This is a genomic window from Natrononativus amylolyticus, assembly GCF_024362525.1.
Lineage (GTDB): Archaea > Halobacteriota > Halobacteria > Halobacteriales > Natrialbaceae > Natrononativus > Natrononativus amylolyticus.
Genome location: NZ_CP101459.1, coordinates 558,545 through 585,421, shown reverse-complemented (window position 1 = coordinate 585,421; position 26,877 = coordinate 558,545). Strand labels below are relative to the sequence as shown.

Below are 26,877 nucleotides of genomic sequence, written 5' to 3'. Positions count from 1 at the left end.
CGACGCCACGACCACGCACCCGTGCGTCTCCGCCTCTCAACTCAGGACGGTGCGACTGAACCGGTAGTAGCCTATTCCGAGTGGAACGACGATCCAGGCGGCGACGAACACCCACGCGAACCAGGGCTCGAGGTAGAACGGGACGTCGCCTGCGATCCGGTCGGCGATCGGCACCGTCTCTACGCCGGCGATATCCACCATCGTCGTGGCGATCGCGCCCAGCGGTTCCCAGAGACCGATCCGCTCGACGAGGAGGTACCACGTCGGCAGGTCGGTGGCGCCCGGCAACTCGCGCTCGAGCAGCCAGTAGATCGCCATCGGGACGGCCCACCAGAGCCAGTCGAACAGCAGGTAGATGCCGAGAACGCCGGCGACGGCTTTCGCCCGCGTGCTGACCGCCGCGGAGACGCCGACAGCGACCGAGACGTACACCACCCCCAGCAGGATCGAGAAGGCGAGCAGGGCGACGTAATCGACGACGGCGAACCCGTCGTAGAGAACGACGATAACGACCGCACCGACCAGAAACCCGATCACCGTCGGCACGGCGACGACGGCGCTGCGACCAAGTACCTTCCCGGCGACGACGTCGAATCGCGAGTTCGGGAGTCCCAGCAGGAACCGGATACTCCCCGACTCGCGTTCCTTGACGATCGCCTGATAGCCAGCCAACAGCCCGATGATCGAGATCATCAGCGTCATCCAGGTGAACATGAAACTCACCGCCTCGTCGAACCCCGGCGCCGGTCCCTCCCCGGGGATGTGGATGAGTTCGGGGATCGCCGAGATGCCGGCGACCGTCAGAATCATCAGCGCCGACAGCACCCAGAGCGTCCGCGAGCGGATCGCGTCCGCGAAGTCCTTGCGCGCGACGTGTGCCCAGCTCATGCGTTGAGCTCCTCCGTCGCGCGAGACTCGCCGGTCGGACGGTCGGCCGTCGTGGATCGCTCGTCGCTCGTGAACGCGGCGAACAGGTCCTCGAGCGAGGGCTCTTCGCTGGTGATGTCGGTGATCACGACGCCCGTCTCCTCGACGGCGTTGATCACCGGCGCTTTCCGCCGCGTATCGGACAGTACGACCGTAACGTCGGTGCCGTCGACGAAAACCCCTGACACGCCCGGACGCGCCTCGAGCGTCGGGACGATCGCGTCGTCGACGCGATCGACCGTGAGGACCAACCGCGAGTCGGCGTCGAACTGGTCTTTCAGCGCGTCGATCGTGTCTTCGGCGACGAGACGACCGTCGCGCATGATCCCGACGCGATCGCAGATCGCCTCGACCTGCTCCATGATGTGACTCGAGAAGAACACCGTGGTGCCGCGGTCGTTCTCCTCACGGATGATCGTCCGCATCTCGCGGGCACCGTTGGGATCGAGTCCCGACGACGGCTCGTCCAGGATCAACAGCTCGGGATCGCCCACGAGCGCCATCGCAAGCGCCGTACGCTGTTTCATCCCCGTCGAGAACCCACCGGCCGTCCGGTCGGCCGCCTCGGCGAGCCCCACCCGCTCGAGGAGTTCACCAGGGGTGTCGTCGGCACCTTTCACGTCGATCGCGAACTGAACGTGCTGGCGGGCGGTGAGTCGGTTGTACATCCCGAAATCCTCCGGCAAGACGCCGATCGCCTGGCGCACCGCGAGCGACTCCTCGACGACGTCGTGGCCGAGGATCGTGCCCGAGCCGGCCGAAGGGGGCGTGAATCCGAGCAGCATATTGATCGTCGTCGATTTGCCCGCACCGTTCGGGCCGAGAAAGCCGTACACCTCCCCGCGCTCGACCGCTAAATCAAGTGATTCGACCGCTGTCACCTCTCCGAATCGCCGTGCCAGCGAGGTCGTTTCTATCGCTTTCATTTGATGTCCTTATGATTTTCCAGATGGCAAACGGCTTAAAAGCTTCCATCGGCGAGTGTCCACGACTCACGCTAGATTCCGGCATAAGGGGTGTGAGCGGGCTGTTCGATGGGAATTTCACTACTGGAGCGTACCGTACATCGGCCGGAAGCCTCGGAGTAGAACGGGGAAGTCGATCGAGTCAGTTGCTAGCGGCTCGAGGGAGGCGTTTCTGTGGGTGGAAGGAGCTGTGAGAGCACGAACTGGTCGATCAGCGTTCGGGTGTCGTCGGGCGCGTCTTCGCGGCCCAGATAGATCTTTTTGAGATGGGCGACGGTGATGAGGTCGTCGATGATCGTCGCCACCTGATCGGGATCAACGTCGACGAACACGCCTCGATCGATCCCTTCCCGGATGATGTCGCTGAAGTGATCGACCGAGTGGGTGTACAGCCGGTCGATCAGTTTCCGGTGCTCCGGATTGTGGTGGGCTTGCGACTGAATCTCGTAAATCGCGGTCATGAAGGGCCAGAACTCGAAGCCGTCCAGCTCCGTACCGAAGAGGATGGCGTCGATCTCGTCGTTCAGCATCGTCAGGGGGTCGCCATCCGAAACGTCCTCGAGGTTATCCTCGCCATACGCGATCAGATACGAGAGCAACTCCGTTATCAGCTCGTCTTTCCCCTCGAAGTAGTGGTTGATGAGCTGACGGCTCTTGCTGAACTCCTCGTCGATGTCCCTGACCCGCAGCCCGAGGTAGCCGCGTTTCGAGAGGGCGACGAACGTCGCCTCTATGAGTTCCTCGTACGTGTCGTCCGGAATCGACGGGGGGGATGTCGCAGTCATTATCGGCAGGTAGTTGGCCGCACTAGTCGCCCGAACGACTTGAACCGTTCTCATCCGGCGGATCTCGTTTCGCCGTCGCCGCCCGCTCACGCGATCGGGGCGACGGATAACCTAGGTTTATTGCTGCGTACGTTAGGATCAGGCCATGAGCAAATCGGTACTCTTCGACCACATCGACGACCGGGAACCGCAGCTAAGAGAGATCGCACGGGAGCTCTGGGAGCACCCGGAACTCGGACTCCACGAGGAGCGCTCGGCCGAGGTGTTGCTCGAGCCCCTCGAGGCGGCGGGCTTCGAGACCGAAATCGGCGTCGGCGGGATGCCGACGGCGTTCGTCGCGAACTACGGGACCGAGGGGCCGCGCATCGGCATTCTCGGGGAGTACGACGCGCTGCCCGGCCTCTCGCAGGGTGTGGCCGCCGAGCGCGACCCTCTCGAGGCGGGCGCACCGGGCCACGGCTGCGGCCACAACCTGTTCGGGACCGCGGGCGTCGGAGCCGCCCTCGCGCTCAAGGAGGCGATCGACGCCGGCGACGTCGAGGGCGCCGTCGTCTTCTACGGCTGTCCCGCCGAGGAGACGCTCATCGGGAAGACGTACATGGCGCGGGCGGGGGTCTTCGACGACCTCGACGCCGCACTCACCTGGCACCCCGGCGATCTGAGCACGCCCAGTATGGGGTCGTCGAACGCGCTCAACTCGCTGATGTTCACGTTCGAGGGCACCGCAGCCCACGCCGCGGGCTCGCCCGAGTCGGGCCGGAGCGCCCTCGACGGCGTTCAGCTGTTGAACACCGGCGTCGAGTACATGCGCGAGCACGTCTCCGACGACGCGCGGTTGCACTACGCGATCACCGACGGCGGCGACGCTCCGAACGTCGTCCCCCCGGAGGCGACGGTCTGGTACTTCGTTCGCGCCCCCGAACGCGAGGAGGTGGAGCGGAACACGGAGTGGCTGCGCGACATCGCCGAGGCCGCCGCGATGATGAGCCAGACCGACGTCACCGAGCGCTTTCTGACCGGCTGTTACGACTACCGCGCCAACGAGGCCGTCTCGGAGGTGATCTGGGAGAACATACGGGCGGTCGGCCCCATCGAGTACGACGAGGCCGATTACGCCTTCGCCCGCGAGCTACGCGAGACCGTCCCCGAGGACCGCCTCGAGGCCAACCTCGCGGACGTTCCCGACGACCTCGCTGCGGAGATCCGCGAGGAGGCGCTGTACCCCGAACCGGTTCCCCCCTTCGATCACGATCAGCACACCCACGGCTCGACGGAGGTCGGCGACGTCAGCTGGATCGTTCCCACGGGTCAGTTCCGGGCGGCGACGTGGCCGGTCGGCGCCCCCGGTCACTCCTGGCAGGTCGTCGCGGCTAACGGCGACTTCGGCCTGAAGGGCGTCGCCTTCGCGGCGAAGGTGCTCGCGGGGGCGACGTACGACCTGCTCGCGGACGAGACGGCGCTCACAGCGGCCCGCGACGAGTTCGAATCCGAGATCGGTGCGGACGCCTACGAGACGCCGCTGCCGGAGGACGCTACGCCGCCGTTCGACGTGACGGCGATGACCTCGAACTAGGTGCGGAGGCGACCTCGAGCACCCGACCCACGTAAATTCCACCCGGCGACTGTCTTAAACGACGCGCTCGATAATATACAACAGTTATTACACGCCCGGACGTTCTCTTCTCGTGATGGATCACGTGTCGAGAACGATCGCCGACATCGGCGGACGACGCGTCGTCCTCGCTATCGGCTGGTTGTACGTCGTCGCCGCCGCCGGGCTGCCGCTGTTGTATTTCCTCGAGGTGCGCGGGTTCGGCGACGTTCTGACGATCTCAATTCTCGTAGGCGGCATCGGACTCTCCCATCTCTACTTCGGCAATCTGCTACCCACACTGGAGATTCGGGCGGACCTCTACGACGATATCGCGACCTGGTACGTCCGTGCGATCGGCGCCATTCTCGCCGTGCTCGCGTTCATCGCGCTCGTCGGTTCGGTGAGCGATCCGCTGGCGACCACCCTCGTGCTGACGGCGCTCGCCAGCGTCGCCGGCCTCGGCATGGGCTATCACGACGCCCAGGCGAAGACGCGGGCGTTAGACGCCGAGGACCGCCAGCACGAGGCCGAGCGGTACAGTCAGGAGCTCAAACGCTACCAGACGATCGTCGAGACCGTCAACGACGGTATTTTCATCATCGACGAGGAGTACTACATCCTGTTCGTCAACGAGGCCTACGCCAATCTGGTCGGCTACACGCGCGAGGAACTCGTCGGTGCACACACCTCGGTCGTCGTCGGCGACGAGATGACAGCGGTCACAGCCCAGCTCGAGCGCGACCTCGAGACCGGAGCGGCGAACACCTACGAGACGACGCTGATCACCGCGTCCGGCGAGCCGCTCGCCGTCGAGTGGAACGTCGCCACCCTGCCGGCGACGGCCGACGGCGACCGAGATATCGTCGGCATCGTCCGCGACGTCTCGAACCGCAACCGCCGCAAACGCCAGCTCGAGGCACAGAACGCCCAGCTCGAGAACTTCGCGGGGATGCTCACCCACGAGCTGCGAAACCCCGTCTCGATCGGCCAGATCTACAGCCAGCAACTCCCCGAGACGGCGAGCCCGGAGGCCCACGCCCACGTCACGGAGGCGTTCGACCGCATCGAGGACATCATCGACGTCATGCTGGTGCTCACCCAGGGCGGGGAGGCGTTGACCGAACGAACGCCGGTCGCTCTCGAGGCGGTCGCCCGCGAGGCGTGGTCGGAAGTCGACGCCCCGAAGGCGACCCTGGAGGTCACCCTCGAGCGAACGCTCGCAGGCGACGAGACGTACCTCCGGCACCTCTTCCGGAACCTGTTCGAAAACGCCGTCACCCACGGCGGCGACGACGTTACCATCACCGTCGGCGCGCTCCCGACCGGCTTCTACGTCGCAGACGACGGCGTCGGCATCCCCATCGAGCAGCGGGAGGCGATCTTCGAAACCGGCTACACGACCGCCGCCGACGAGGGCGGAATGGGCCTCGGCCTGACGTTCGTCAAGGAGCTTGCGAACCTCTACGACTGGGAGTGTTCGATCGGCAGGAGCGAGACCGGCGGGACGCAGTTCGCATTCGAGAACGTCACCCCGACGCAGGACGCGGTTCGGTGACCGATCCGATCCCGAGACCGGAGCCGGGCCTGCCGGCGGCGGCCGAATGCTATCGACTCGTGCGAGTCGTTCGCACCGGTAGACTCAAGGGCGTTCCTCGAGGTATCTCCGGTACGAACGGAACCAATGGAAATTCCTGATACTCTGTTGTGTGTGTTCAGCGCACAGATCACGGACACCGGCGGACGGCACGTCATCGAGATCCCGCCAGCCGAGTTAACTGCCGGCGACGTTCGACCCGACGAAACGTACCGGATTGCACTGCTCCCGACCCAGACCGACGGCGACAAATCGGTGACTGTTTCCGCCACGGAGCGTCGCTCACACGCCGATCCTCCCGTTCGAGAAGGTGATACGCGCACCGTCGACATCGAGAGCCTCGGTGATCAAGGTGACGGCATCGCACGCGTCGAACGAGGATACGTGGTGATCGTCCCGGAAGCAGAGAAAGGCGAACGCGTCACCATCGAGATCACGAGCACTAAGGAAAACGTTGCCTTCGGCGAGGTTCTCGCCCGCCAGGACTACTACGAGTGACGTTCTCGCCGCTGTTTGCAGTCGTTCGAAACGGTCATCGACCCACGACTGAAGTCGTGGGCTTCCTCCTTCCAGTTCTGTGAGGTGGAGGTCGACCGGACGGCCCGCTTCCCCGGTTCGGTAGCCACACCTCGCTGCAACTGCGACGGAAGGATGTTCTCTCCCTCCACAGATCGCTCGGAGGACGACGCCTCGAGTCTTCTCAGTCCCTCTCCCCGAGAACGTATGTTACGAACAGGACATTCACACCCAATGTTATCAGGTGGGTGATAAGCGACTTGCGTACCCTGACTGAACTAACATACGGCCTCTATCGAACGTATCGGTATGGGAACACACCCCGATTACGTCGAGGACGACGTCGACACCGAAACCCGCATCGAGGCCCACCTCGAGGACGCCCTCGAAGCGTGCGAGAACGACCAGGGGAAGTACCATATCCGCGAAGCGCTCGGTCTGATCCGCCTCTGACTGTGCAGGTCAGCGAAACGTCACGCCGTCCGTGCGAACGTTTGGTCCAGCCAGTCGAACGCCCGCTGGTGAAACACCGACTGGGCGGTCCCCTCGCAGTGACCGCCGGCGCCCTCCCCCTCGGTGAACTCGACGTACTGCGTCGGAACGGTGAGTGCGTCTGCGAGGTCGCGTGCTTGCACGGCGAGGCGATCGGACTCGTTGCCCGCGACGAACGTCGGACACTCGATCCGCTCGGCTCGCGACTCGAGCGTGTACGCCTGCAGTTCGCGGATATACGCGCCGAGGGAATCGAGTCCGTGGGCGGCCATCCGCGATCCGAAGTACTCCAGGGCGTGGGGATCCTCGAGGCGGGTTTCGAGCGCCGCGTCGACCTCGGCGTCGCCGGCGAGAACGGGATCGCGCAGCGACTCGGGGACGAGCTGGACCACCAGCGAGCCGAGGTCGTAGATGCCCGGGTCGGCTAGCAGCGCCGCGAGGCGGGACTCGCCGCTGGCCGCTCGCGGGGCAAGGTAGCCGCCGAAGCTCCGGCCGACCAGCGCGAGTCGGGAGTCGTCGACCGTCGGCCGCTCGAGGGCATCGTCGACGACGGGCCGGAGGACCGTCTCGTAGTCCGGGCGGAAGAAGAGCCGTTGTTCGTACAGCGCCCCGCCCTGGCCGGGACCCTCGAACAGCAGGCAGTTGTACCCCCGCTCGAGGGCGGCTCTCGCCAGCAGCGGGTAGGATTCTTCGACCGGCGAGTCGTAGCCCGGAAAGCCGATCACGGTCGGTCGCTCCCGTCCCGAGTCGTCGGGAGCGAGGAAGTAACCGGGCAGCGACATCTCCTCGAAGGGAATCTCGAGGGCTTCGCAGTGATGGTCGAACAGCAGCGCCGCCGACCGGAAACACGCCCGTTGACGCCGCCAGGCCGCCAAAAGATCCGGGTCGTCGAGGTCGTGGCGGCGAAAGTAGTACGCCGAGCGGTAGTACTCCGCCGCCCGCAGGAACGCCTCGCGGGCGCTCACCGTGTGGCCGCCGTCGCGGGCCGTCCGGGCGACGTTCTCGACTGCTTCGGCCGTCGCGAACCACTCGTCGTACCAGCTGTCGTACTCGCCTTCCTCGATCCGGTCGGCGGTCGCGAAACACTCACCCACCTCGGCACAGCCGTAGTACACCTTTCCGAGGGTTCGCTCGAACTGGCCCTCGAACTCCTCGTCGGTGAACGTTCGGGTTGACATACCCGTCGAACCACGACGTCGACGATAAACCCGACCTCCGTATCGGTCGTGTACGGTGTGATTACTAGTAGTTCGTCGAGCCTGAACGCGTGGGTGGAACCGATAGTTGTCGACAGGGTCCACCCACGAGTCATCGCTTGACGGAGTGCTACAGGTGCTCGTCGGCCCAGTTTTCGAGTTCGTTGAACACGGGACACAGCGACGCCCCGCTTTCGGTGAGCGAGTAGTAGGTGGCGATCGGTTTGTCCTCGACGCGCCGCGACACGAGCCCTGCCTCCTCGAGGTCGTCCAGTACGCGCGAGAGCGTTCGAGAGCTGGCATCCGTCGACCGCTTGAGTTCGTTAAAGCGCTTCTCGTCCGCGTCGACGAGGTCGTGGAGGATGATCAGCCGCCACTCGGAACCGATCTCGTTGACGGCCTCGATGACCGAACACGCGCTCGGGTTCTCGTCATCGTGCGAGTTCTCAGTCTCGGAATCTATCGATGACATCGGTGTTATCTGCTATCACCGTTATCGCCGAGAGTACATATAGGTTCGGTTGCGAAGTAAGTAACGTAATGAAAGTAGCTATCCAAGCGGAATCGAGTGCGGGACTCGCAGTCAGTGACCGAACCACGATCAGCTCGGAGGTGAGCGCCTGATGGTGGCATCGGGAATCGAAGCCGTCCTGCTCTTGAGCGCACGGCTCCTCTTCGGGGGCGTGATCGCGTTCATGGGACTGAACCACTTCCTCCAGCTCGAGGGGATGGCCGGCTACGCCGAGTTCAAGGGCCTCCCGGCGCCGAAGCTGTCGGTCGTGGCGTCCGGAGTGGTGCTCGTCCTGGGCGGACTCGGGATCGTCGTGGGCGCGTTCCCGCTGGTGAGCGCGCTCGCAGTCGCCGCGTTCCTCGTCGCCTCCGCGCTCCTGATGCACGACTTCTGGGCCGTCAACGAGGACCAGCAACAGGACGAACTCACCGCCTTCCTGAAGAACGTCGTCATGGCTGGCGGCGCGCTCGCGATCGCCGTCCTGACCGCCCAGAGCTGGGCGTTCAGCCTCGGTATCGGTCTCTAAACACACGGAATCCTCCCAACCAATATGATCAACACAGCCGGCATCCATCACGTTACGTCGATCGCGAGCGACCCCCAGCGGAACGTGGACTTCTACACCGATGTCCTCGGTCTGCGACTCGTCAAGAAGACCGTCAACTTCGACGATACGCACACCTACCACCTCTACTACGGGGATGAAGTGGGCACTCCGGGGACGGTTCTGACGTTCTTCCCGTTCGAGAACGGACGCCAGGGCCGCGTCGGGCGCGGCCAGACGAGCGCGACCGCGTTCGTCGTTCCCGAGGGATCGATCGAGTACTGGACCGACCGTCTGGAATCCCACGACCTCGAAGTCGACGCCCCTCGAGTTCGGTTCGACGAAACCGTCGTCCCGTTCAGAGATCACGACGGACAGCCACTCGAACTCGTGGCGGGTACGACCGACGTCGACCCGTGGGACGACGGGCCGGTTCCCGCAGAGAACGCGATCCGCGGGTTCCACGGCGTCACCCTCGAGTCGCTCGACCCCGACCAGACGGGACGGGTCCTCGAGACTCTGGGATACGAACCGGTCGAGCGGGACGGAGAGCGAACCCGGTACAGGGCATCCGGCGACCGTGCAGCGGTCGTCGACGTTCGTGAGCGCGCGGATACACCGCAGGGGCGACAGGGCGTCGGCACGGTCCACCACGTAGCGTTTCGCGTACCCGACGAGGAGACGCAACTGGAGTGGCGCGAGCGCCTCACCGACAGTGGTCTCCGTGTCACGCCACAGAAAGACCGTCAGTACTTCAAATCGATCTACTTCCGGGAACCCGGCGGTGTGCTCTTCGAGATCGCCACCGACGGACCGGGATTCGCCCGCGACGAATCCGAGGCGGAGCTCGGGACGGACCTGAAGCTGCCGCCGTGGCTCGAGAGCGACCGCGAGCGCCTCGAGGAACGCCTTCCCGAGGTAGGGTCTCCGGGACGGTAAGAGACTTAGACGAGTCGGAACAATCCGGCTAGCACGACGGCGAACAGCAGTACCGGGATTACCCGCAGCGCCACGTTCCGAACCGGGAGCAGGCGCGCCTTGTTCGACCAGTTGACGAACGAACTCACGACCTGGACCGGACCGAGGATGTCGCGTCGTCGAAGCGGTTCGGCCTGCGCCAGCGCGTCTTCGGTCCAGTCGAGAAACGAACGAATGTCGGGGTGGGAGTTGCTCTCCCGGGTGATCTCGAGGCTGAGTTCGACGTTGTACTCGAAGGCGACCTGCGTGATGTTCGCCGAGCCGATGATACAGTGGGGGTCGGGCCCGTCGCGGAGGTAGAGCTTCGCGTGCAGCCCCCGCGGTTGTTTGTACAGGTGGACCTGTCCGTGGTCGTCGAGCGCCCACAGATCGCGGGCGATGCGCGCCGAGAACTGATCCGAGGCCGGGCCGACGAGGACGTGTAACTCGTTGTCTCTCGAGCGCTCGAGAAACGAGACGAGGTCGCCCCGTATCGCGCGGTAGCCCTGGTAGGTGAAGTAGCCGCTAACGATGTACACCGTTCCGTCGCCGGCGAACAGGTCCACCAGCGCCTCCTGAACCCGCCGGTCTGACTCGTTGGTCCCCAACAGCCCGACGGTCGGGGTCGGTTCGGTGCTGACCTCGCTCATCACTACGAGCCTCAACGTAGTTCTCGGATTTATGGAAATCGGTTTCGGGTGACGTGTTACTGGGCGACCTCGAGGACGATCGGACGGTGGTCCGAGACCTGGACGTCGACGACGTCACACCGTTCGACGTCGACGGTCGGCGAGCACAGAAACAGGTCGATGCTGCGCGAGTCGATCAGCAACTCGTCGAGCGGGCGAGCCGGAATCGTCTCGCCGGGTATCCGTAGCTCGAGGCCGGCCAACTCGGCGAACGCGCCAAGCGCGTCAGGTTCGTCGTACGTGTTGAAGTCACCGGTGACGATCACGTCTCGGCCCGCCGCCCGCTCGGCGATCAGGTCGGTGAGTTCGGCCAGCTGGCGCCGCCGGGTGCGAGCGCCCAGCGAGAGGTGGACGACGAACAACACCGTGTCGGCGGTCGGTTCGGTCTCGAGGACGAGGCGTTTCCGGCCGGTCGACAGGTAGTGTGCGCGCGTCTCCGCGGCCGTCCGCGAGAGCACCGCGTTTCCGAGCTTCCCGAAAAACGGCACGGACTCGACGACGTCCCCCGTGCCGTACTTGGTGGCGACGCCGCCCTCGTAGGGCAACCCCTGTTCGTGCAGCGAGCGAACGAGTCGGCGACACTGGCCGTCGGTGCTCGTTCGATGGGAGCCGCGGTCGACCTCGAGCAGCGAGACGACGTCGGGGCGCTCGCGGTCGATTACGGAGACGAGTCGCTCGAGGGACCGCCGTTCGGCGTCGGGATCGCCGAGCACCGATCCCACTGGCGGCGGAACGTACCCCCAGAGGATGTTCTGATAGCCGAGCAAGTAACCGGCGTTACAGGAGAGAATCTTCATGGTGGTCGGACGGCGACCGGGCGTACATCGCCGAACGGTCACCGAAGCTGTCGGTATTGGTGGTACCGCCGCGCCGATGTTAAGCGTATTGCTGGTCGGCTGAAGTTCGCCCCACTCACGACGGTTTGAGCGCGAACGGGAGAACGATCATCGCGCCGGTCACGCCGAGAAAGCCGGTCACCACCAGTCCCAGCGGCGGGTCCTCCCGCGGCGATGTCACAAGCAGCGCGAACGACCCAACGCCAAGGACGGCCATCCCGAGCCCCAGCGCGAGGTCGGCCCACCGGTTCCAGGCGCCCTCGAGCGCGTGCTCGACGTTCGCGAGCCACCACTCCGACGTCTCGTCGGACCGCGTCGACGGCCGCGGGTCGCCGAAAACTGCGGTGACGGCGGTCGGACCGGCGGCGGCCAGGAGTCCGGCGACGCCGGCCGCGAACAGCGCCAGCAGGACGAACAGCGAGACGTCGCGGATCTGCGTCGCCAGAAACAACCCCACGAACGCGAGCACCGCCAGCCCCGCGCAAATACCGCGAACGGCGTCGACGAACGAGGTCCGCATACTAGTGTCTGATCGATGAACCGATATATAGGTGATCGTTCTCCGACGTCTGTTCGCGATCGCGGTCGCGCTCACTCGAGTCTGATCCGCCAGCGAGAACCGGGGTTCGCCGACGCCGACTCGGGCGCTTCGCCGATGGTCACCTCGCCGAGCCGGCCACCTGCGAACGATAGACGCCGACATTTGTCAGTCTGTCACTAACAGAAACACGATTGCGCACCGCTGAGGGTGCTACAGACGAAGAGACGCGCATTCACTCGTATTGAAATATAGACGTGTTAGGAAAGTATATGTATCTCGTTCGGCAACGCTCGAGTAGGCGGCAGTCAGCGTCAGCAACCGAAGCGCAGCTACGGCCGCCCCCGGCGAGACCGCCCGACTGCGGTCGGGTCGAGGGAGAGGCGCCGCCGACCGAGCATCGACTGACTCGCTCGGGCAGGGCCATTGCACGAGCGCATTCCCCGCTGGCGCTGACTGATGAGCTGTTCACTCGATACTCATGACGACCACCACACACGCGATCGAAACGGAGAATCTCACGAAGCGGTTCGGGACGGCGGTTGCCGTCGACGGCGTCGACCTCGCCGTCCCGGACGGCGCCGTCTACGGCTTTTTGGGTCCCAACGGGGCCGGGAAGACGACGACGATGCGGATGCTGACCACGCTCACGACCCCGACGGAGGGCAGCGCCTGGATCGAGGGAAACCCGGTCTCGGACCGGGCGGCGGTACGCGCCTCGATCGGGTACCTCCCCGAGGACCCGCCGGTGTTCGACGAACTGACCGGCCGCGAGCAGCTGACGTACTTCGCGCGACTGCGCGACCTGCCGCCGGAGGCGGCCGACCGCCGAATCGACCACTGGCTGGACCGCTTCGACATCTCGAGGGACGCCGGGAAGCGAATCGAGGACTACTCCAAGGGGATGCGCCAGAAGATCGGCCTCATCCAGGCGCTGTTACACGAACCCGCGGTGGTGTTCCTCGACGAGCCGACCAGCGGCCTCGATCCGCGGGCCGCACGAACTGTCCTCGACGTGATCGCGGAGCTGACCGACGAGGGACACACGGTGTTTCTGTCGACGCACATCCTGTCGGTCGTCGAGGAACTGGCCGACATCGTCGGGGTGCTCCACAAGGGCCGACTCGTCACGGAGGGCCGGCCGGCCGCGCTGACGGAGCAGGTCGAAAGCGGGGCCGGCTCGACGCTCGAGGACGTCTTCCTCGAGGTGACGACCGACTACCCCACCGCCGGAGCCCGTGAATGACGGTTCGACTCCGCCTTCGCACGATCGCGCTCACCGAACTCCGACGCCGGTGGCGCTCGCTGAAATCCAACACTGGACAGCTGATCGCGATCGCGTTCGTCGTCGTCATGTCGATGGCGTTCTCCATCGCCGGCCTGGCCGGGTTGTACTTCTTCGGCGCGGCGATCGCCGACGGGAGCGTCGAGACGCCGCTCGAGTGGGTCCGGATGGCGTTCGTCTACGCCTGGATCGGGATCGCCGCCTTCGGCGGCTACCGGGCGTACGCGATCGCGCTTCGCCCGGACAACGTAGACGGGTTGCTGACGACCGTCTCCCACCGCGAGGTCATCGGCGGGCTGTTGCTGGCGGAGTTACTGCTCTGGAGCGTCCCGGCCGTTCTCGTCGGAACCGTCGGCGCGACGGCGTTCGCCGTGGGGCTGCAGTCGCTCGTGGTCGTGCCGCTCGCGCTCGCCACCGTCTGTGCGGTGATCACCACGGCGCTCGTGACCGGGTTCGTCGCCGCGCTGGTGGTGAGAAACAGCGGCGTTCGCTCTCGCCTTCTCACGCGGCTTCGAACCGTCTTTTTCGTAATCCTCGGGCTCGCGTACGTGGGGCTGATCGTCACCCAGAACTTCGCGTCCGTGCTCGATCCGCTATTCCGACTGCTCTCCCCGACGCCGGTCGGGTGGTTCGGCGATCTCGCCACCGTCTGGAGCCCCGTCGGCGGATCCTCGCTTCGGGCCGGCGGCGCGCTACTCGCGTCGGTTGCGTGGCTACTCGTCGCCGCGCCGGTCCTCAGCCGTCTGGCGGCGTGGCTCTGGTACGCAGACGGCGTCTCGGTCGAACACGAGCGACCGGCGAGTCAGCCCACCGCGGAGCGGTCCAGACTCGACGGACTCGTCCCGGCGCCGCTGCTCGGCGTGATACACGCCGACTGGAAGCGGGCCCGACGAGCGCCGATCACGCTCTCGTTCTCGCTGTACCCGCTCATCGTCCTGGTCGGCCCGGTGACGACGACGGTACAGACCGGCGAGGTCGGGGGAACGCTCCCCCTGTGGGTGACGCTGTGCGGGGCGTGGATCGCGGGCTCGCTCTTCTCGCTCAACGTCCTCGGCACCCAGGGGGCGACGCTCCCCGTGACGCTGCTCGGAACCGGCCCGGGCAGGGCCCTCGTCGGCGGCCACGCCCTTGCCGGCGTACTCCTCTGTACGCCGGTTACCGTCGCCACCGTGATCGGTCTCGGGATCGTGAGCCCCCTCTCGACGGGGACGCTCGCCGTCCTCGGGGTCGCGGCGCTGGTTCTCTGCGTGAGCGCTGGGTTCATCGCCTCCGGGATCGGCACCGTCTTCCCCCGGTTCGAGGCGGTGAGCGTCTCTCGAAGCACGAAAGCGATCGTACCGAGTACGATCGCCTTCGGCGTCTACTCGCTGGTGCTCGTCGTAGTCGCGCTGCCGGTGATCCTCGGCTCGTCGACCGTCGTCGGCCACTGGGTGGCGTCCGTCTTCGACGTCAGTACGCTCGCCGTGAGCGTTGTCGGCCTCGCACTCACGACCGCCCTCGCCGTCGGTGCCGGCGGCGCCTCCGCGTTTCTCTCGATTCGACACGTCGAGTCCTACCGGCTCGGCTGACCCGGCCCTAGCCCAGCCGGTGATTCCGGTTACCGACGGCCGTCGCTGACGTCCTGAACATCCTGTTGCTGACCGGACTCGTTCTCCTCGTGTTCTGACGCCCAGTGGACAGCAGGTGGTGGCTTACGGCCGTTCCCGCGCTGCAAACCGGTCGTTGTGTCGCGGTAGGGACTCGATTACAAACTGCCACTCCGTCCCACACGGAGGTATGGGCGAGTCATTCACCTCCTCCGAAACCTGCCCCTGGTGTACTAACCCCATCACGACCGACGACGGCGTCGACGTCGGCCCGCCGCCGTTCGCCGGCACCGACACCCACCGCTGGACGCTCCACCGCACCTGCGTCGCCGAGTGGCACGCCTTCGCCGAACAGCTCCACCGCCTCTCGCGCATCGGTGCCGGCCGCACGCTCGTCGAGTATCCCAAAAATCACGGCGCCGACGAACTCCTCGAGCGAGCGGCCGCGCCAGACGGTCGGTGAAAATCGGCGGCGTCCACGCGCGTCGACCTCGTGGCGACCCGCAGGTGTTCTGGTCCCAGCCCGGATCGGCGCCGACAACGCTTTTCCCGTGGTAGTGATAGCGTACCGGTATGCACCGCCGACAGTTTCTCGCCGCCTCGTCGAGCGGTCTCGCGGTCGCTCCCGTCCTCGGCGGCTGTCTCGGCGACTCGGGGACCGACGACGACGCGCCGGCGGGGCGGCTCGAGCCGCTGGGTCACGAACTCGGCGACGACTCACCGATGTACACCTACGGCCACGTCAGCCGCGACGGCCAGTGGGGCATCCTGGGCGGCTTTCCCTCGGCCGGGAGCACCGTCACCAGCACGTTGGTCGACCTCTCTGATCTCGAGGAGCCGACGGCGGCCCACCGCCTCGAGTCGTCGAACGAGGCGACGCGGTCGAACGACGTCAAGTTCGACGCGCTGCGCGAGGGAGTGTACTACCGGTCCCAGGAAGCCAACGACGACTCGGGTCTGCAGGGAATCGAGGTGGTCGACTTCGGCTGGGACGCCGGGACGCCCGACTCGCCCGAAACGATCGGGCGCCTCGAGACGCCGAACACGGGCGTCCACCGGCTCACCGCACACCCCGAGGAGCCGGTCCTCTACCTGGTCGACCTCCACCCGGAGACGGACGTCGGCGTGCTCACGGTCGACGTGAGCGAGCCAGCGACACCGGAACTCGTCGACGCCGTCGGTCCGGCGGGTGCCTGCCACGACGTCGAGTACGACCCCGCCCGGAACCTCCTTCACGCCGCCTACATCATGGGGCCGAACGAGGGGTACGTGATCTACGACCTCGAGAACCCACTTCACCCGACCGTCCACGGCCAGTTCCGCTACGCCGAGCACCCGGAGTACACGGAGATCGGCGAACCGGGATTCGAGCGCTGTCACCAGGCCCACCCCGACCCCGACCGCGAACTCGCGATTATCGGCGACGAAACGGAGGTCGGCGTTCCGGGGGGGAAACACGTCTTCGACATCGGGTGGGACGAGGGGTCGCTCGAGGAGCCGGAACCGATCGGGTTCACCCACGCCCCCGACGCTCGAGAGATGGACCAGACGGAGGCGTTCTGGTGGACGGCACACTTTCACGACGTCGTCCACACCGACGGCGAGGCGTTGCTCGTCGACGGGGGGTATCGCCAGGGGGCCTGGGTCTGTAATCTCACCGAGCCGCGCGAGCCGGTGGCGACCGAACGCTACGCGACCACCGACGGTGCGGATCGAGCCCCCGACCACTCGACCGATACCCCCGCACCCGCCTCGCCACCGTTCGCCTGGAGCGCGGTGTACAACCGCGAGCGCGAGTTCGTCTTCGTCAGCGACAGCGTGACCGGCGCGTACACGTTCGAACTCTCCGCAGCCCCAGCCCGCGGTGATGACGGGGGCGGTCCCGATGGCCACTACGACGTGGACGATTGACATCCTCCCCGCCCTGAAGGGCGAGGATTCCCGAGCGTTGGGATATTAAGATTTGCAGTCCACCACCTCAGCCTGCGGTTGGAATCCGTAGGAGAGGTCATACAGGTAGACTCCGGGCTGTGCCAACCAGCCGGTACTCCTATCCCCAGCCAAACTGGCCGAAGACTCGGAGTTACTTTCATTCAAGTCGAGACGGATGTTCTCCGCCCCGTTCACGTCAGCATTGAACGCGGCATCGTGTTCGTCACACACGTACAGGCCGCGTTCAACCCGCTGACCCTCATCTTCCGTACCACAAACGGAACACGTCTTGCTGGTATCGCGCTCTGGTACCGTCTCCATCTCAATGCCCTCGAACTTCGCCTTGTATTCGAGGATGTTTGTGAAGCGGTCGAACGCCCACCCGTGCAGGTCGAGGTTGCCGTGTTTACCCCAGTTCTTCGACTCGCCGTTCTCGTCTTCACGCACGCCGTTGAGCTTCCCGATATTGATTCGCCCTACCTCTTTCTCGATACACCGTTCGACGATGTGCTTGGCAAGGGCGTGGAAGAAGTGCGTTCGGCGTTCCGACCACTTACGGTGTAGCCGAGTGGCCCGTTCACCACCGCTGTCATCGCATGTGGCGATCTCTTTCGGGAAGTAGTAGCCGTCCTGTTTTAGGCGGTTGCCGGGGTACAGGTCGGCTTCTTCCGTACTGTATGCGACGGCGGCGAAGTTGCAGATACCGAGGTCGATACCCGCCGTCTCGGTACCGGGCGCGTCGGGCGTCTCCACGTCGTGTTTGCAGACGAGGTGGAGTTCCCACCGCTCCTTCGCAGTGTCGTAGACGGCGCGAACTTGCTGGATGTTCTCGATGGTGACTTCGGGACGCGTCTCGTATTCGACGAGAATGTACTCCCAGTCGCGCGGGTGGTCTTTGTGGTTTGCGCCTTTCGACAATCGAACGCGGTTGTGCTTCTCGTCGTCTCGAATGCCTTTCTGCTTCCACGTCACCGTACTTCGTGGGTGTTCGTCGTGGACACGATTGCCCTCGTCGTCGTAGTAGTTGCGTTTGCGGTAGCCAGGCGGATTCGCTCGACTGTCCGACTTGCGTTTGCCGTACCACGAGGTGAAGGCTTCAGCGAGTTCCTCCAGAACGCGCTGACTGGACTGCGAGTGTAGTCCCTTGTATTTTGGATGGGTCTTCAACTCGGTTTTCAAGTCGGCGTCGTCGGGAATCTCACCCGTGTCCTCCCAGACTTGCCGGGAGTGGTAGTTTGCGACGTTCCACAACTTGCTGGCACTCCACGCGTGCAGGTCGAGCATCCGCTCCACTTGCGAGTGGTTGCGAATTTTCGCTCGGTGGGTGCGGTGGACGTGCATTCTCGGAACGTCTCCATAACTGGTTATGATATGGTATATTGTAACGTTTCGGGTTTCGTCGTGGAATATCCAGCAATGCTACTGTCGGTGGGTTGCGTCAGCCAGGGACGGCGCGTATCCCCGCGCTAAAGCGCGAGGTTTTGCGCCTGTTCATCCCATAACGGCGGGTGTGCGTCCCATCGCACTGGTCCTCTCTACAGAAGATATGTTCTTCAATACATTCGATAAAAGTATATTCTCGGTCGACGATATATAAAAGCTCGACACGTGAAGAGTACCTCGTATCCAATAGCGTGACTGTCTTCTGAATACGATGTTCAAGTCATCCGTCAGTCGCCGGGCGTTCCTTACGGCGACAGGAAGTACAGCGCTCCTCTCAGCGGCCCAGACCGTCTCCGCCTCGAGCGGCGTCTCCCGGTACGACTATCCTCTCATGGCCGGCACCCAGTTCGAGACGGACGTCTACGTTATCGACTCCGGAAAGGCCGGGCCGACGGGCTTCATCGTCGGCGGCCAGCACGGCATCGAACCCGAAGGCTGGAGGGCAGCCCACAGGCTCCGCGAGCTGGTCCCCCGCGAGGGGAAGGTCGTCATCCTCCCGGAGGCCGACCGCACGGCGATCGCCGACACCACCTACAGCGGCCGTGGCGGCAACCTCAACCGCCACTGGCCGTCCGGATCGCGGCCGAGTTCGCGGCTGGCGCGAGCGATCTGGAACGAACTCGAGTCGTACGACCCCGACGTCGTCCTCGACCTGCACAGTTCGATGGGTATCTACGGTGGCTCTCCCTCGGGCGTCGGCCAGGCGATCTTCCCGACGCCGAACGCTCGCAGCGGCGCAGACGACGTCATCAGAGAGCTCAACGACCGGCACGTCCGGCCGGCCGGCTACGGCGGTGACGCCCTGTTCACCCGCGGGAACGACCAGACGGGTGCGAACCCGCTGCTCTCGCACAAGGTCGGCGGCGATACGAACGCCGTCGGGTTCCTCTTCGAGACCTCGCGATCGGTGGGTACGCCCCATCTCAGAACGGAGTGGACGTACTGGGCCTGCCGCAAGCTGGTCCGTCGCGGCGGCCTCGTCCTGCAGGGGTAGGCGAACGGCGGGACGGCATCGCTCACTCCGGTTCGACCACCCGAATCCGAACACACCGGCTCAGATCTCTGCGAACCTGCGAATCGCCTCGGCGCTCGTCTCGATCCCGTTTCTGAAACAGTCGAGGTCCAGGTGTTCGTTCGGGGAGTGATTGCCCTGATCGGGGTTCGCGTAGGGGACGACGACCACCGGCACGTCCGCGAGTTCGGGCACCTCCCTGAAGTACGCCGCGGGCAGGCTGCCGCCGAGGACCGGGAACACCACCGGCGACTGCCCCCAGACGGCGGCGAGCGCCTCCTCGACCGGTTCGGCGGCCGGCGCCTCGAGCGGCGTCTTCAGCGGGGGGAACGTTCCCTGCTTCGTGATCTCGACGTCCGGATGTCTCGCGGTGACGTGAGCGCGCACGGCCTCGAACACCTCGTCTGGGTCCTGGTTCGGCACCAGCCGGCAGTCGAGTTTCGCCGTCGCCCGCGAGGGGAGCACCGTCTTCATCCCGTCGCCCTGGTAGCCCGAGGACAGGCCGTTGATCGTCAGCGTCGGGTGGAGCAACAGCCGCTCGTAGTACGGGCGGTCGGACGCGAGGTGTGAAAGCTCGAGTTCGGCCCTGATCGCGTCTTCGTCGACCGGAATGTTCTCGACGGTTCGACGGTCGCTGTCGGTGACATCGATCCCGTCGTGAAAGCCCTCGACGGTGATCTCGTCGCCCTCGCGCATCGACGAGAGCAACGCCACGAGTTCCGTCGCCGCGTTCGGCACCGGCCCACCGAAGTTCCCCGAGTGGAGGTCGGTTCTCGCGGTTCGGAGGTCGAGTTGAAACGAGAGGATACCCTTGTTCCCGTAGGCGATCAGCGGCCGCTGTGAGCGCGCGCCGGATCCCCCCGCCGCGTCCGTCGCCGACCCGAACATCGGACCGTCGGCGACGTAGACGAGATCGGCATCGGTGATCTCGGCGGGCTCGTCGGACAGGTACTCGCGGAACCCCGCGCTCCCGCTTTCCTCGCCGCCGTCGAGCAGGAGCTTGACGTTCACGTCGGGGTAGGCGTCGGCTTCGCGGAGCGCGTGGACGGCGAAGACGTGTGCGCTGAACTGGCCCTTGTTATCCCCGGCGCCGCGGGCGTAGATACTGCCGTCTCTGACCGTCGGCTCGAACGGGGGCGACTCCCACTCGGCGTCGTCACCCGACGGCTGGACGTCGTAGTGGCCGTAAAAGAGCAACGTGGGTGCCGCCTCGTCGACGACGTGCTCCGCGTAGACGACCGGATACCGGCTCGTTTCGACCTGCGTGACGCCCTCGAAACCGAACTCCGAGAGCGTGTCACAGACGAGGGCGGGGGCAACGTCCATTCCCTCACCCGTCGTACTGACGCTCGGCTGGCGCAACAAATCGAACAGCGCAGCGCGATACCGCTCGAAACCGTCCTCGACCGCATCCGTGACATCTGCTGCCATACCGCCACTTCACAGCGAGGGGTATCCGTGTTACGGGAGGCGGCAAGATGACCCGCGCCCGTCTCCGTCGCCCGCTCGAGCGGCGGGAGATCTGCCCACCGTTTTCGGCGACAAGGACTTGACCGTCCCGTTCGTCCGGTCGTCCTAATGGACCGTAGGATTCCGTCCGTCTCCGCCGCTACTGCGAGACGGACGATTCTCGCACTCGGTCTCCTGTACGTGGCCCTTGCCGTCGCCAGAGCGGTCGTCCAGGTCGTCAATGCGGCACCGATCGCGAGCATTCTGACGATTTCCGGCGTTATCGGCGTTCCCGGTCTCGTCCTCCTCGTCGGCGGGTACCGGCTGTCAGAGATGGACATCCGTCCCGAGTTTTACCAGACGGTCGCTCGGTGGTGTCTGGGTGGGCTCGGAGTGATACTCGGCGTGCTGGTCTTGCTTCAGATCCTGACCGTCGGAGGCATTCCCGATCCAAATCGAACTTACCCCGTCTTCACTGCACTCGGTAGTACCGCGGGTTTCGGCGTCGGAATCTACGCCGCCCAGGCTCGGACCCAGGCCCGCGAGGTGGAACTGCGAAACCGGGAGCTGCGACGGGCACAGCGCGAACTCGAGGATACCATAAACCGACTCCGGACGTCCAACGACCGCCTCGAGCAGTTCGCGTACGCAGCGTCTCACGACCTGCAGGAACCGCTCCGGATGGTCTCGAGCTACCTGCGGCTGATCGACCAGCGCTACGACGATGCACTCGACGAAGACGGGAGGGAGTTCCTCGCGTTCGCCGTCGACGGCGCCGACCGGATGCGTGCGATGATACACGGCCTCCTGGATTACTCGCGCATCGAAAGCCAGGGAGAGCCGTTCACGTCCGTCGATCTCGAGGCGGTCTTCGACGACGTGCGTGCCGACTACCGGATGCTAATCGCCGAGACCGGTGCGCGGGTTACGACGGACCCGCTTCCGCGCGTCGAAGGCGATGAAAGTCAGCTTCGACAGGTGTTCCAGAACCTGCTGAGTAACGCGATTCAGTACAGCGGTGAAGAGCCCCCGATCGTCCACGTACGCGCCGAACGGAGGGGATCGGAGTGGCTCCTCTCGGTTCGCGACGAGGGGATCGGCATCGACCCGCAGGATTCGGATCGGATCTTCGAGTTGTTCGACAGGCTCCACAGTCGCGACGAGTACGCCGGGACGGGGATCGGACTCGCACTGTGTGAGCGGATCGTCGAACGACACGGGGGTACGATCTGGGTCGACTCCGACCGCGGCGAGGGAGCGACGGTTTTCTTCACCCTTCCTGTCTCGGTGGCTGATAGTCCGCGGGGATAACAGCGCACGTTATCGCGCCCGGGGGCTAGAGACGCTGCATGGTCGGCCATCGGGAGAAGCCAGCAGCCGATATCCTGCTGGTAGAAGACAACCCGGGGGACGTCCGGTTGATCGAGGACGCCTTCTCGCAGGGATCGACGAACAGCACGCTACACGTCGTCACCGACGGGAAGCAGGCGCTCGACTTCCTCAACCGCCAGGGATCGTACGCGAACGCGACGCGACCGGATCTCGTCCTCCTCGATTTGAACGTCCCGAGGGTGAGCGGGTTCGACGTCCTCGCTCGGATCCGAGCCGAGCACGCCCTGTCGACGCTTCCGGTGATCGTCCTCACCGGATCGCGCTCGGCCGACGACGTCGCACTGAGTTACCGACTCCACGCGAACGCGTACGTCACGAAGCCGCCGGACCCTCGAGCGCTGGCCCGGCTCGTACGCACGCTCGAGGAGTTCTGGTTGACCGTGGTCGAACTCCCGACGGGGGGGCGCTAACGATGGAACAAACCGAGGCGATTCGGCTCTTGCTCATCGAGGACAACCCGGGGGATGCGAGGTACATCCAGGAGTTGCTCCGTGACTCGACGGAGCTGTCCGATCGCGTCACCGGACTGGGGGACGGTCTCGGACGCTCGAGCACCGACCGCGAGTGGGGAACGCCGTCTCTCGAACGGGATGCCCGCCTGAGCGACGCCCTCGAGCGACTCGACTCCGAGCGCTTCGACGCCGTCCTGCTCGATCTCGACCTGCCCGATAGCACCGGGCTGGAGACCCTGTCAACGGCTCTCGAGCACACCGACACACCGGTCGTCGTTCTGACGGGTCTGGCCGACCACGAGACCGGCATCAACGCCTTACACCGGGGGGCGTCCGAGTACCTCGTCAAAGACGAGATCAACGGTGATCTGCTCGTTCGAACGGTGTATCACTCGATAGAGCGACGTGAACACGAGCGAGAGCAGAAGCTGTTCGAGACGCTCGTCACGGAGTCGGCCGACCTCAACGCGATCCTCTCGCCGGACGGGACGGTGCAGTACGTCACGCCCTCAGTGGCACACGTCCTCGGCTACGCACCCGCGGACCTCACCGACGAGAGCGTCTTCGCGTTGATCCACCCGGACGATCGAGAGGTCGCGACCGACGCCTTACACACGGTGGTCACGAACGGCTCGTCCTCGGCGGTCGAGTTCCGCGTCAGAAACGCCGACGGGGCGTGGACGGTTCTCGAGGCCCGCAGCCGGAACTTACTCGAGGACACTCTCGTCAACGGTATCGTGGTGTACGCGCGAGACATCACGGCGCGAAGGCGACGCGAACGCAAGATCGAACGGCAACGCGAGCGACTCGCCAGCCTCAACCACCTGAGCGACGTCGTCCACCGGATCACCGACGCGGCGATCGAGCGGTCCACGCGCGAGGAGATCGAGTACGCGGTGTGTGAACAGCTCACCGCGTCCGACTCCTACCTGTTCGCGTGGATCGGCGAGGTCGACGCGAGAACCCAGACGGTGATTCCCCGGGTCGAAGTGAACACCGGCGAGTATCTCGAGGAGGTTACGGTCTCGGTGGATTCGACGGATCCACGGAGCGAGGGACCCACCGGGCGGGCCGTTCGTACGCGGACAGTGCAGGTGTCGAACGACACGTGGGAAGACCCGACGTACGAACCGTGGAGCGAGCAGGCCACAAAGCACGGCCACCGATCGTCGGCGGCGATTCCGATCGTCCACGCCGAGACGCTGTACGGCGTGTTGAACGTGTACGCAGCCCGACCTGGAGCGTTCGAAGCGGAAGAACAGCGCGTGATCGGCCAGCTCGGCGAGATCGTCGGTCACGCGATCGCCGCGGTCGATCGGAAACAGGCGCTGACCGGCGACGAGGTCGTCGAAATCCAACTCGAGATCGGCCGCGTGTTCGACGCGAGCGACGGGTCGCTCGACGAGCCGGTACAGATCGACCGCGTCGTGCCCGTCGGCGACGGCGAGTTTCTCGGTTACGGGGTCGCAACCAGAGAGGCGACCAAGGCGCTTCAGACCAGTCTCCGCTCGCTGGATGGGTGGGACGGCCTGGAATTCGTCGGAACGGAGCCAGCCAGTTTCCGAATCCGCTGGTCGGAGCCGTCGGTCCACTCGACGATCGCCTCCTACGACGGCCACGTCAAAAGCGGCGTTTTCGAGAACGAGGAGTACCTGCTGACCGTCCACCTCACCCCCGGAACCGACATCCGGGAGCTACTGGAGGCGCTCCAGCGCCACCACCCCGCCGCGAAGGTCATGTCGAAACGCCAGCTACGCCGCACCGAGAGCCCGTCGCGCTGGCACGAGCACGGGGTGATGGAGCAGTTGACCGATCGACAGCGACTGGCGCTCGAGGTGGCGTACTTCTCGGGATACTTCGAGTGGCCTCGTGCGACCGAGGGGAAGGCGGTCGCTAGCTCGCTCGACATCTCGCCGCCGACGTTCTCCCAGCACCTTCGGATCGCCGAGCGGAAAGTGTTCGAAGCCCTCCTCGAGACGGATTCGCCGGCTGAGTGAGCGCCCCACAGAGCGGGAGACGAGAGCGAAATTACCGTAACGTCCAGTATGCGAAGCTCGACGTTCACCACCAGACACTCAATATATTATTGATTTTATGGAGACATTCAACACACACGGTCGCTAATCTCTGCTAATTTGCATTGATTACAAAAACATTCACGTTGTCGGAGTCTGAACCCAGTACCGAAGCGACTGCAACCAGGACGGGGAACATCGGGGGGTGATGTGACTGTTCTGGTGTGTGACGAGAGCCCAACCGAGAGCGTCGAAACCGCACCCCACACCGGATTCGGACGGGGGCAGTCGACGCTTTCGACCCAGCGGCTCGAGACGAAGACACCAACCCGAGAACAGATGACCGACAACAGTTCAGCGTACGAGGCGTTCTGTCCAGTGTGCGAGCAAATCCAGGAGGTACAGCGGACAGTCAGTTGGCAAGCCGATCTCTGTACGGTTTGTGGCTCCGACGTCGAATCCGAGGAGTGACGGTCACAGTCCGATGATTCGAGTATCAGACAACGTTTCGGATCGATCCGCTGACCACGGATCTGCTGGCGCCAATCCGACCGAAACCACCACAGGCTTCGGCGGCGAAGCGAGGGTATGGACGGCGACCGCGAGCGAAACACGCAACCAGACTACTCCTGTCTCGACACACCGCGAGGGCTGGTCGTAGGCGGCGTCAGCAGCGACGTCGGGAAGACCGTGGCGACGCTCGTCGCGATCACCGCCCTCGAGCGGGCGGGTTACGAAGTGCAACCGGCGAAGGCCGGCCCCGACTTCATCGACCCGAGCCACCACGAGGCCGTTGCGGGTCGCCCCTCACGAACGCTCGACCCCTGGCTCTGCGGCGTCGACGGGATGCGTCGGAACTACGCTCGCGGCGAGGGTGACCTCTGTCTCGTCGAGGGGATGATGGGGCTGTACGACGGCGACGTCTCGAGTACCGCCGCGGTGGCCGCGGCGCTCGAACTCCCCGTCGTGCTCGTCGTCGACGCGTACGCGGGCATGGAGAGCGTCGCGGCGACGGCGCTCGGATTTCAGGCGTACGCCGACGAGTGCGACGCCGGGGTCGAGGTCGCGGGAATCATCGCCCAGCGAGCCCACGGCGGCCGCCACGAGCGCGGAATCCGCGAGGCGCTCCCGGAGAGCCTCGAGTACCTCGGCCGGATCCCGCCGCTCGAGGACCTCGAGATCCCGGATCGCCACCTCGGACTCCACATGGGGTCGGAGGCGGAGCTGCCGACGGAGGCGCTGGCCGAGGCCGGCGAACACCTCGACGGGGAGCGGCTCGCAGCGCTCGCGGAGACGCCCACCACCGTCCCGACAGTCGCGCAGGCCGAGACGACGGGGGCCCGCATCGCCGTCGCCGACGACGGCGCCTTCTGCTTTCGCTACCCTGCCACGCTCGAGCGGTTTCGCGAACGGGGAACCCTCGTCCCCTTCTCCCCGGTCGCGGGCGATCCCGTTCCGGAGTGCGACGGCGTCTACGTGCCGGGGGGCTACCCGGAACGGTACGCCGCGGAACTCGAGGCCGCCGGAACGCTCGACGCACTGGGCGAACTAGCGAGCGACGGCTTACCCGTCCTCGGGGAGTGTGGCGGGCTGATGGCGATGGGGCAGTCGGTGACGACCGGGGACGACGATCGATACCGAATGGCCGGCATCCTCCCCGTCGACGTGACGATGCACGACCGGTACCGGGCGCTCGACCACGTCGAACTCGCGGCGACGACCGACACGCTCACCGCCCGCGCGGGCGAGCGGTTGCGGGGCCACGAGTTCCACTACTCGAGTACCGACGTCGACGGCGACGCGCGGTTCGCCTTCGAGGTAGTTCGCGGAACGGGACTCGACGGCTCCCACGACGGGGTCCGCGAGTACGCCTCGCTCGGAACCTACGCGCACGTCCACCCCGAAAGCGGCGCTTTCGATCGCTTCCTCGAGGTCGTCTCCGCGTGACCGGCTCACTCCTCGCGTGTCGTCCCGGCGGCGAACTCGTAGGTCGCGATTTCGCTAGAGTCACACACTCGACACCGATCGGGTGCAGCGTCGAACTTCGAACCGCAGTGGCGACACTCGTGGAGCACGCCGTCGCCCGCGCTCTCCGGCTCGCTCGTCAACCCGAGAAATCCGGGCAGGAGGTCATCGAAGGCCATCGTGCACCCGAACAGCGGCGGAT

Annotated in this window: 27 protein-coding genes; 16 read left to right on the top strand and 11 right to left on the bottom strand. The window is 65.3% G+C overall.

Translation table 11 applies throughout. The features are described from left to right. Positions 1-36 precede the first annotated feature (36 nt). From NMQ11_RS18085 to NMQ11_RS18075, 3 genes are all read right to left on the bottom strand, one after another. A complete protein-coding gene (locus NMQ11_RS18085) occupies positions 37-888 on the bottom strand; it encodes an ABC transporter permease subunit (RefSeq protein ID WP_255171094.1) in 852 nt (283 codons plus the stop codon). Further along, positions 885-1,853: an ABC transporter ATP-binding protein gene (locus NMQ11_RS18080; RefSeq protein ID WP_255171093.1), complete on the bottom strand. Its 969-nt coding sequence runs from the start codon at positions 1,851-1,853 to the stop codon at positions 885-887. The genes NMQ11_RS18085 and NMQ11_RS18080 overlap by 4 nt, the downstream gene beginning before the upstream one ends. A 188-nt stretch (positions 1,854-2,041) precedes the next feature. Continuing rightward, complete coding sequence (locus tag NMQ11_RS18075; RefSeq protein WP_255171092.1) at positions 2,042-2,677, bottom strand: TetR/AcrR family transcriptional regulator; 636 nt, start codon at positions 2,675-2,677, stop codon at positions 2,042-2,044. 145 nt (positions 2,678-2,822) lie between these two features. Here NMQ11_RS18075 and NMQ11_RS18070 point away from each other — a divergent pair, with 145 nt between their 5' ends. The 4 genes from NMQ11_RS18070 (at position 2,823) to NMQ11_RS18055 (ending at position 6,834) form a co-directional block, all read left to right on the top strand. Further along, positions 2,823-4,250 carry an amidohydrolase gene (locus NMQ11_RS18070; protein WP_255171091.1) on the top strand — a complete coding sequence of 476 codons (1,428 nt, stop codon included), beginning with the start codon at positions 2,823-2,825 and terminating at the stop codon, positions 4,248-4,250. 115 nt (positions 4,251-4,365) lie between these two features. Then, positions 4,366-5,826 (top strand): PAS domain S-box protein, encoded by a 1,461-nt coding sequence (locus NMQ11_RS18065; protein WP_255171090.1) that lies wholly within the window; start codon positions 4,366-4,368, stop codon positions 5,824-5,826. A 153-nt stretch (positions 5,827-5,979) separates the two neighbouring features. Beyond that, positions 5,980-6,363, top strand: coding sequence for a TRAM domain-containing protein (locus NMQ11_RS18060; protein ID WP_345781473.1), 384 nt, complete (start codon positions 5,980-5,982; stop codon positions 6,361-6,363). 327 nt (positions 6,364-6,690) lie between these two features. Next, a complete protein-coding gene (locus NMQ11_RS18055) occupies positions 6,691-6,834 on the top strand; it encodes a hypothetical protein (protein WP_255171088.1) in 144 nt (47 codons plus the stop codon). A 20-nt stretch (positions 6,835-6,854) separates the two neighbouring features. Here NMQ11_RS18055 and NMQ11_RS18050 read toward each other — a convergent pair whose 3' ends face one another. Continuing rightward, the gene (locus tag NMQ11_RS18050) at positions 6,855-8,051 is read right to left on the bottom strand and encodes an alpha/beta hydrolase family protein (protein ID WP_255171087.1); all 1,197 of its coding nucleotides are present in this window, start codon (positions 8,049-8,051) and stop codon (positions 6,855-6,857) included. 148 nt (positions 8,052-8,199) lie between these two features. Further along, positions 8,200-8,541: a winged helix-turn-helix transcriptional regulator gene (locus NMQ11_RS18045; protein ID WP_255171086.1), complete on the bottom strand. Its 342-nt coding sequence runs from the start codon at positions 8,539-8,541 to the stop codon at positions 8,200-8,202. 151 nt (positions 8,542-8,692) lie between these two features. Between NMQ11_RS18045 and NMQ11_RS18040 the strand changes: the two genes are divergently transcribed. Next, positions 8,693-9,106: a DoxX family membrane protein gene (locus tag NMQ11_RS18040; RefSeq protein ID WP_255171085.1), complete on the top strand. Its 414-nt coding sequence runs from the start codon at positions 8,693-8,695 to the stop codon at positions 9,104-9,106. A 24-nt stretch (positions 9,107-9,130) separates the two neighbouring features. Next, positions 9,131-10,063, top strand: a complete 933-nt coding sequence (locus NMQ11_RS18035; RefSeq protein ID WP_255171084.1) for a ring-cleaving dioxygenase — start codon at positions 9,131-9,133, stop codon at positions 10,061-10,063. A 5-nt stretch (positions 10,064-10,068) separates the two neighbouring features. On the opposite strand, the gene NMQ11_RS18030 is transcribed toward NMQ11_RS18035, so the two are convergent. The 3 genes from NMQ11_RS18030 to NMQ11_RS18020 all read right to left on the bottom strand — a co-directional run bounded on the left by NMQ11_RS18030 (position 10,069) and on the right by NMQ11_RS18020 (position 12,126). Then, a complete protein-coding gene (locus NMQ11_RS18030; RefSeq protein WP_255171083.1) occupies positions 10,069-10,731 on the bottom strand; it encodes a phospholipase D family protein in 663 nt (220 codons plus the stop codon). 56 nt (positions 10,732-10,787) lie between these two features. Continuing rightward, positions 10,788-11,567, bottom strand: coding sequence for an endonuclease/exonuclease/phosphatase family protein (locus tag NMQ11_RS18025; RefSeq protein ID WP_255171082.1), 780 nt, complete (start codon positions 11,565-11,567; stop codon positions 10,788-10,790). 115 nt (positions 11,568-11,682) lie between these two features. After that, entirely contained in the window at positions 11,683-12,126 is a 444-nt protein-coding gene (locus NMQ11_RS18020) for a hypothetical protein (protein ID WP_255171080.1), read from the bottom strand. A gap of 499 nt (positions 12,127-12,625) precedes the next feature. On the opposite strand from NMQ11_RS18020, the gene NMQ11_RS18015 reads away from it, so the two are divergent. The 4 genes from NMQ11_RS18015 to NMQ11_RS18000 all read left to right on the top strand — a co-directional run bounded on the left by NMQ11_RS18015 (position 12,626) and on the right by NMQ11_RS18000 (position 16,926). After that, positions 12,626-13,390: an ABC transporter ATP-binding protein gene (locus NMQ11_RS18015; RefSeq protein WP_255171079.1), complete on the top strand. Its 765-nt coding sequence runs from the start codon at positions 12,626-12,628 to the stop codon at positions 13,388-13,390. Next, positions 13,387-14,997 carry a hypothetical protein gene (locus tag NMQ11_RS18010; RefSeq protein WP_255171078.1) on the top strand — a complete coding sequence of 537 codons (1,611 nt, stop codon included), beginning with the start codon at positions 13,387-13,389 and terminating at the stop codon, positions 14,995-14,997. Before NMQ11_RS18015 ends, NMQ11_RS18010 begins: the two co-directional genes overlap by 4 nt. 208 nt (positions 14,998-15,205) lie before the next feature. Next, a complete protein-coding gene (locus NMQ11_RS18005; RefSeq protein WP_255171077.1) occupies positions 15,206-15,478 on the top strand; it encodes a hypothetical protein in 273 nt (90 codons plus the stop codon). A 110-nt stretch (positions 15,479-15,588) separates the two neighbouring features. Then, positions 15,589-16,926 (top strand): LVIVD repeat-containing protein, encoded by a 1,338-nt coding sequence (locus tag NMQ11_RS18000; protein WP_255171076.1) that lies wholly within the window; start codon positions 15,589-15,591, stop codon positions 16,924-16,926. Between the two features lie 45 nt (positions 16,927-16,971). Here NMQ11_RS18000 and NMQ11_RS17995 read toward each other — a convergent pair whose 3' ends face one another. After that, positions 16,972-18,288 (bottom strand): RNA-guided endonuclease InsQ/TnpB family protein, encoded by a 1,317-nt coding sequence (locus NMQ11_RS17995; RefSeq protein ID WP_255171075.1) that lies wholly within the window; start codon positions 18,286-18,288, stop codon positions 16,972-16,974. 313 nt (positions 18,289-18,601) lie between these two features. On the opposite strand from NMQ11_RS17995, the gene NMQ11_RS17990 reads away from it, so the two are divergent. After that, positions 18,602-19,384 (top strand): M14 family metallopeptidase, encoded by a 783-nt coding sequence (locus NMQ11_RS17990; RefSeq protein WP_255171074.1) that lies wholly within the window; start codon positions 18,602-18,604, stop codon positions 19,382-19,384. Between the two features lie 60 nt (positions 19,385-19,444). On the opposite strand, the gene NMQ11_RS17985 is transcribed toward NMQ11_RS17990, so the two are convergent. After that, entirely contained in the window at positions 19,445-20,833 is a 1,389-nt protein-coding gene (locus NMQ11_RS17985) for a M20/M25/M40 family metallo-hydrolase (RefSeq protein WP_255171073.1), read from the bottom strand. A gap of 147 nt (positions 20,834-20,980) precedes the next feature. On the opposite strand from NMQ11_RS17985, the gene NMQ11_RS17980 reads away from it, so the two are divergent. The 5 genes from NMQ11_RS17980 to NMQ11_RS17960 all read left to right on the top strand — a co-directional run bounded on the left by NMQ11_RS17980 (position 20,981) and on the right by NMQ11_RS17960 (position 26,657). Then, entirely contained in the window at positions 20,981-22,162 is a 1,182-nt protein-coding gene (locus tag NMQ11_RS17980; RefSeq protein ID WP_255171072.1) for a sensor histidine kinase, read from the top strand. 38 nt (positions 22,163-22,200) lie between these two features. After that, positions 22,201-22,653 carry a response regulator gene (locus tag NMQ11_RS17975; RefSeq protein ID WP_255171071.1) on the top strand — a complete coding sequence of 151 codons (453 nt, stop codon included), beginning with the start codon at positions 22,201-22,203 and terminating at the stop codon, positions 22,651-22,653. Positions 22,654-22,655: 2 nt separating this feature from the next. Beyond that, positions 22,656-24,692: a bacterio-opsin activator domain-containing protein gene (locus NMQ11_RS17970; RefSeq protein ID WP_255171070.1), complete on the top strand. Its 2,037-nt coding sequence runs from the start codon at positions 22,656-22,658 to the stop codon at positions 24,690-24,692. Between the two features lie 240 nt (positions 24,693-24,932). Then, a complete protein-coding gene (locus NMQ11_RS17965; RefSeq protein WP_255171069.1) occupies positions 24,933-25,181 on the top strand; it encodes a hypothetical protein in 249 nt (82 codons plus the stop codon). A gap of 117 nt (positions 25,182-25,298) precedes the next feature. Beyond that, complete coding sequence (locus NMQ11_RS17960; protein WP_255171068.1) at positions 25,299-26,657, top strand: cobyrinic acid a,c-diamide synthase; 1,359 nt, start codon at positions 25,299-25,301, stop codon at positions 26,655-26,657. A 5-nt stretch (positions 26,658-26,662) separates the two neighbouring features. Here NMQ11_RS17960 and NMQ11_RS17955 read toward each other — a convergent pair whose 3' ends face one another. Next, on the bottom strand, positions 26,663-26,854 hold the full coding sequence (locus NMQ11_RS17955; protein WP_255171067.1) for a hypothetical protein: 192 nt from the start codon (positions 26,852-26,854) through the stop codon (positions 26,663-26,665). Positions 26,855-26,877 lie beyond the last annotated feature (23 nt).

Bases quoted from the DNA above. Each gene is read 5' to 3' on its own strand.
- NMQ11_RS18035 (WP_255171084.1), top strand. From the start codon at position 9,131: ATGATCAACACAGCCGGCATCCATCACGTTACGTCGATCGCGAGCGAC.
- NMQ11_RS17990 (WP_255171074.1), top strand. From the start codon at position 18,602: ATGTTCAAGTCATCCGTCAGTCGCCGGGCGTTCCTTACGGCGACAGGA.
- NMQ11_RS18015 (WP_255171079.1), top strand. From the start codon at position 12,626: ATGACGACCACCACACACGCGATCGAAACGGAGAATCTCACGAAGCGG.
- NMQ11_RS17985 (WP_255171073.1), bottom strand. From the start codon at position 20,833: ATGGCAGCAGATGTCACGGATGCGGTCGAGGACGGTTTCGAGCGGTAT.
- NMQ11_RS17975 (WP_255171071.1), top strand. From the start codon at position 22,201: ATGGTCGGCCATCGGGAGAAGCCAGCAGCCGATATCCTGCTGGTAGAA.
- NMQ11_RS18030 (WP_255171083.1), bottom strand. From the start codon at position 10,731: ATGAGCGAGGTCAGCACCGAACCGACCCCGACCGTCGGGCTGTTGGGG.
- NMQ11_RS18085 (WP_255171094.1), bottom strand. From the start codon at position 888: ATGAGCTGGGCACACGTCGCGCGCAAGGACTTCGCGGACGCGATCCGC.
- NMQ11_RS18065 (WP_255171090.1), top strand. From the start codon at position 4,366: ATGGATCACGTGTCGAGAACGATCGCCGACATCGGCGGACGACGCGTC.
- NMQ11_RS18040 (WP_255171085.1), top strand. From the start codon at position 8,693: ATGGTGGCATCGGGAATCGAAGCCGTCCTGCTCTTGAGCGCACGGCTC.
- NMQ11_RS18000 (WP_255171076.1), top strand. From the start codon at position 15,589: ATGCACCGCCGACAGTTTCTCGCCGCCTCGTCGAGCGGTCTCGCGGTC.
- NMQ11_RS18045 (WP_255171086.1), bottom strand. From the start codon at position 8,541: ATGTCATCGATAGATTCCGAGACTGAGAACTCGCACGATGACGAGAAC.
- NMQ11_RS18080 (WP_255171093.1), bottom strand. From the start codon at position 1,853: ATGAAAGCGATAGAAACGACCTCGCTGGCACGGCGATTCGGAGAGGTG.
- NMQ11_RS18010 (WP_255171078.1), top strand. From the start codon at position 13,387: ATGACGGTTCGACTCCGCCTTCGCACGATCGCGCTCACCGAACTCCGA.
- NMQ11_RS18005 (WP_255171077.1), top strand. From the start codon at position 15,206: ATGGGCGAGTCATTCACCTCCTCCGAAACCTGCCCCTGGTGTACTAAC.
- NMQ11_RS17955 (WP_255171067.1), bottom strand. From the start codon at position 26,854: ATGGCCTTCGATGACCTCCTGCCCGGATTTCTCGGGTTGACGAGCGAG.
- NMQ11_RS18050 (WP_255171087.1), bottom strand. From the start codon at position 8,051: ATGTCAACCCGAACGTTCACCGACGAGGAGTTCGAGGGCCAGTTCGAG.
- NMQ11_RS17980 (WP_255171072.1), top strand. From the start codon at position 20,981: ATGGACCGTAGGATTCCGTCCGTCTCCGCCGCTACTGCGAGACGGACG.
- NMQ11_RS17960 (WP_255171068.1), top strand. From the start codon at position 25,299: ATGGACGGCGACCGCGAGCGAAACACGCAACCAGACTACTCCTGTCTC.
- NMQ11_RS18070 (WP_255171091.1), top strand. From the start codon at position 2,823: ATGAGCAAATCGGTACTCTTCGACCACATCGACGACCGGGAACCGCAG.
- NMQ11_RS17995 (WP_255171075.1), bottom strand. From the start codon at position 18,288: ATGCACGTCCACCGCACCCACCGAGCGAAAATTCGCAACCACTCGCAA.
- NMQ11_RS18025 (WP_255171082.1), bottom strand. From the start codon at position 11,567: ATGAAGATTCTCTCCTGTAACGCCGGTTACTTGCTCGGCTATCAGAAC.
- NMQ11_RS18055 (WP_255171088.1), top strand. From the start codon at position 6,691: ATGGGAACACACCCCGATTACGTCGAGGACGACGTCGACACCGAAACC.
- NMQ11_RS18075 (WP_255171092.1), bottom strand. From the start codon at position 2,677: ATGACTGCGACATCCCCCCCGTCGATTCCGGACGACACGTACGAGGAA.
- NMQ11_RS18020 (WP_255171080.1), bottom strand. From the start codon at position 12,126: ATGCGGACCTCGTTCGTCGACGCCGTTCGCGGTATTTGCGCGGGGCTG.
- NMQ11_RS17970 (WP_255171070.1), top strand. From the start codon at position 22,656: ATGGAACAAACCGAGGCGATTCGGCTCTTGCTCATCGAGGACAACCCG.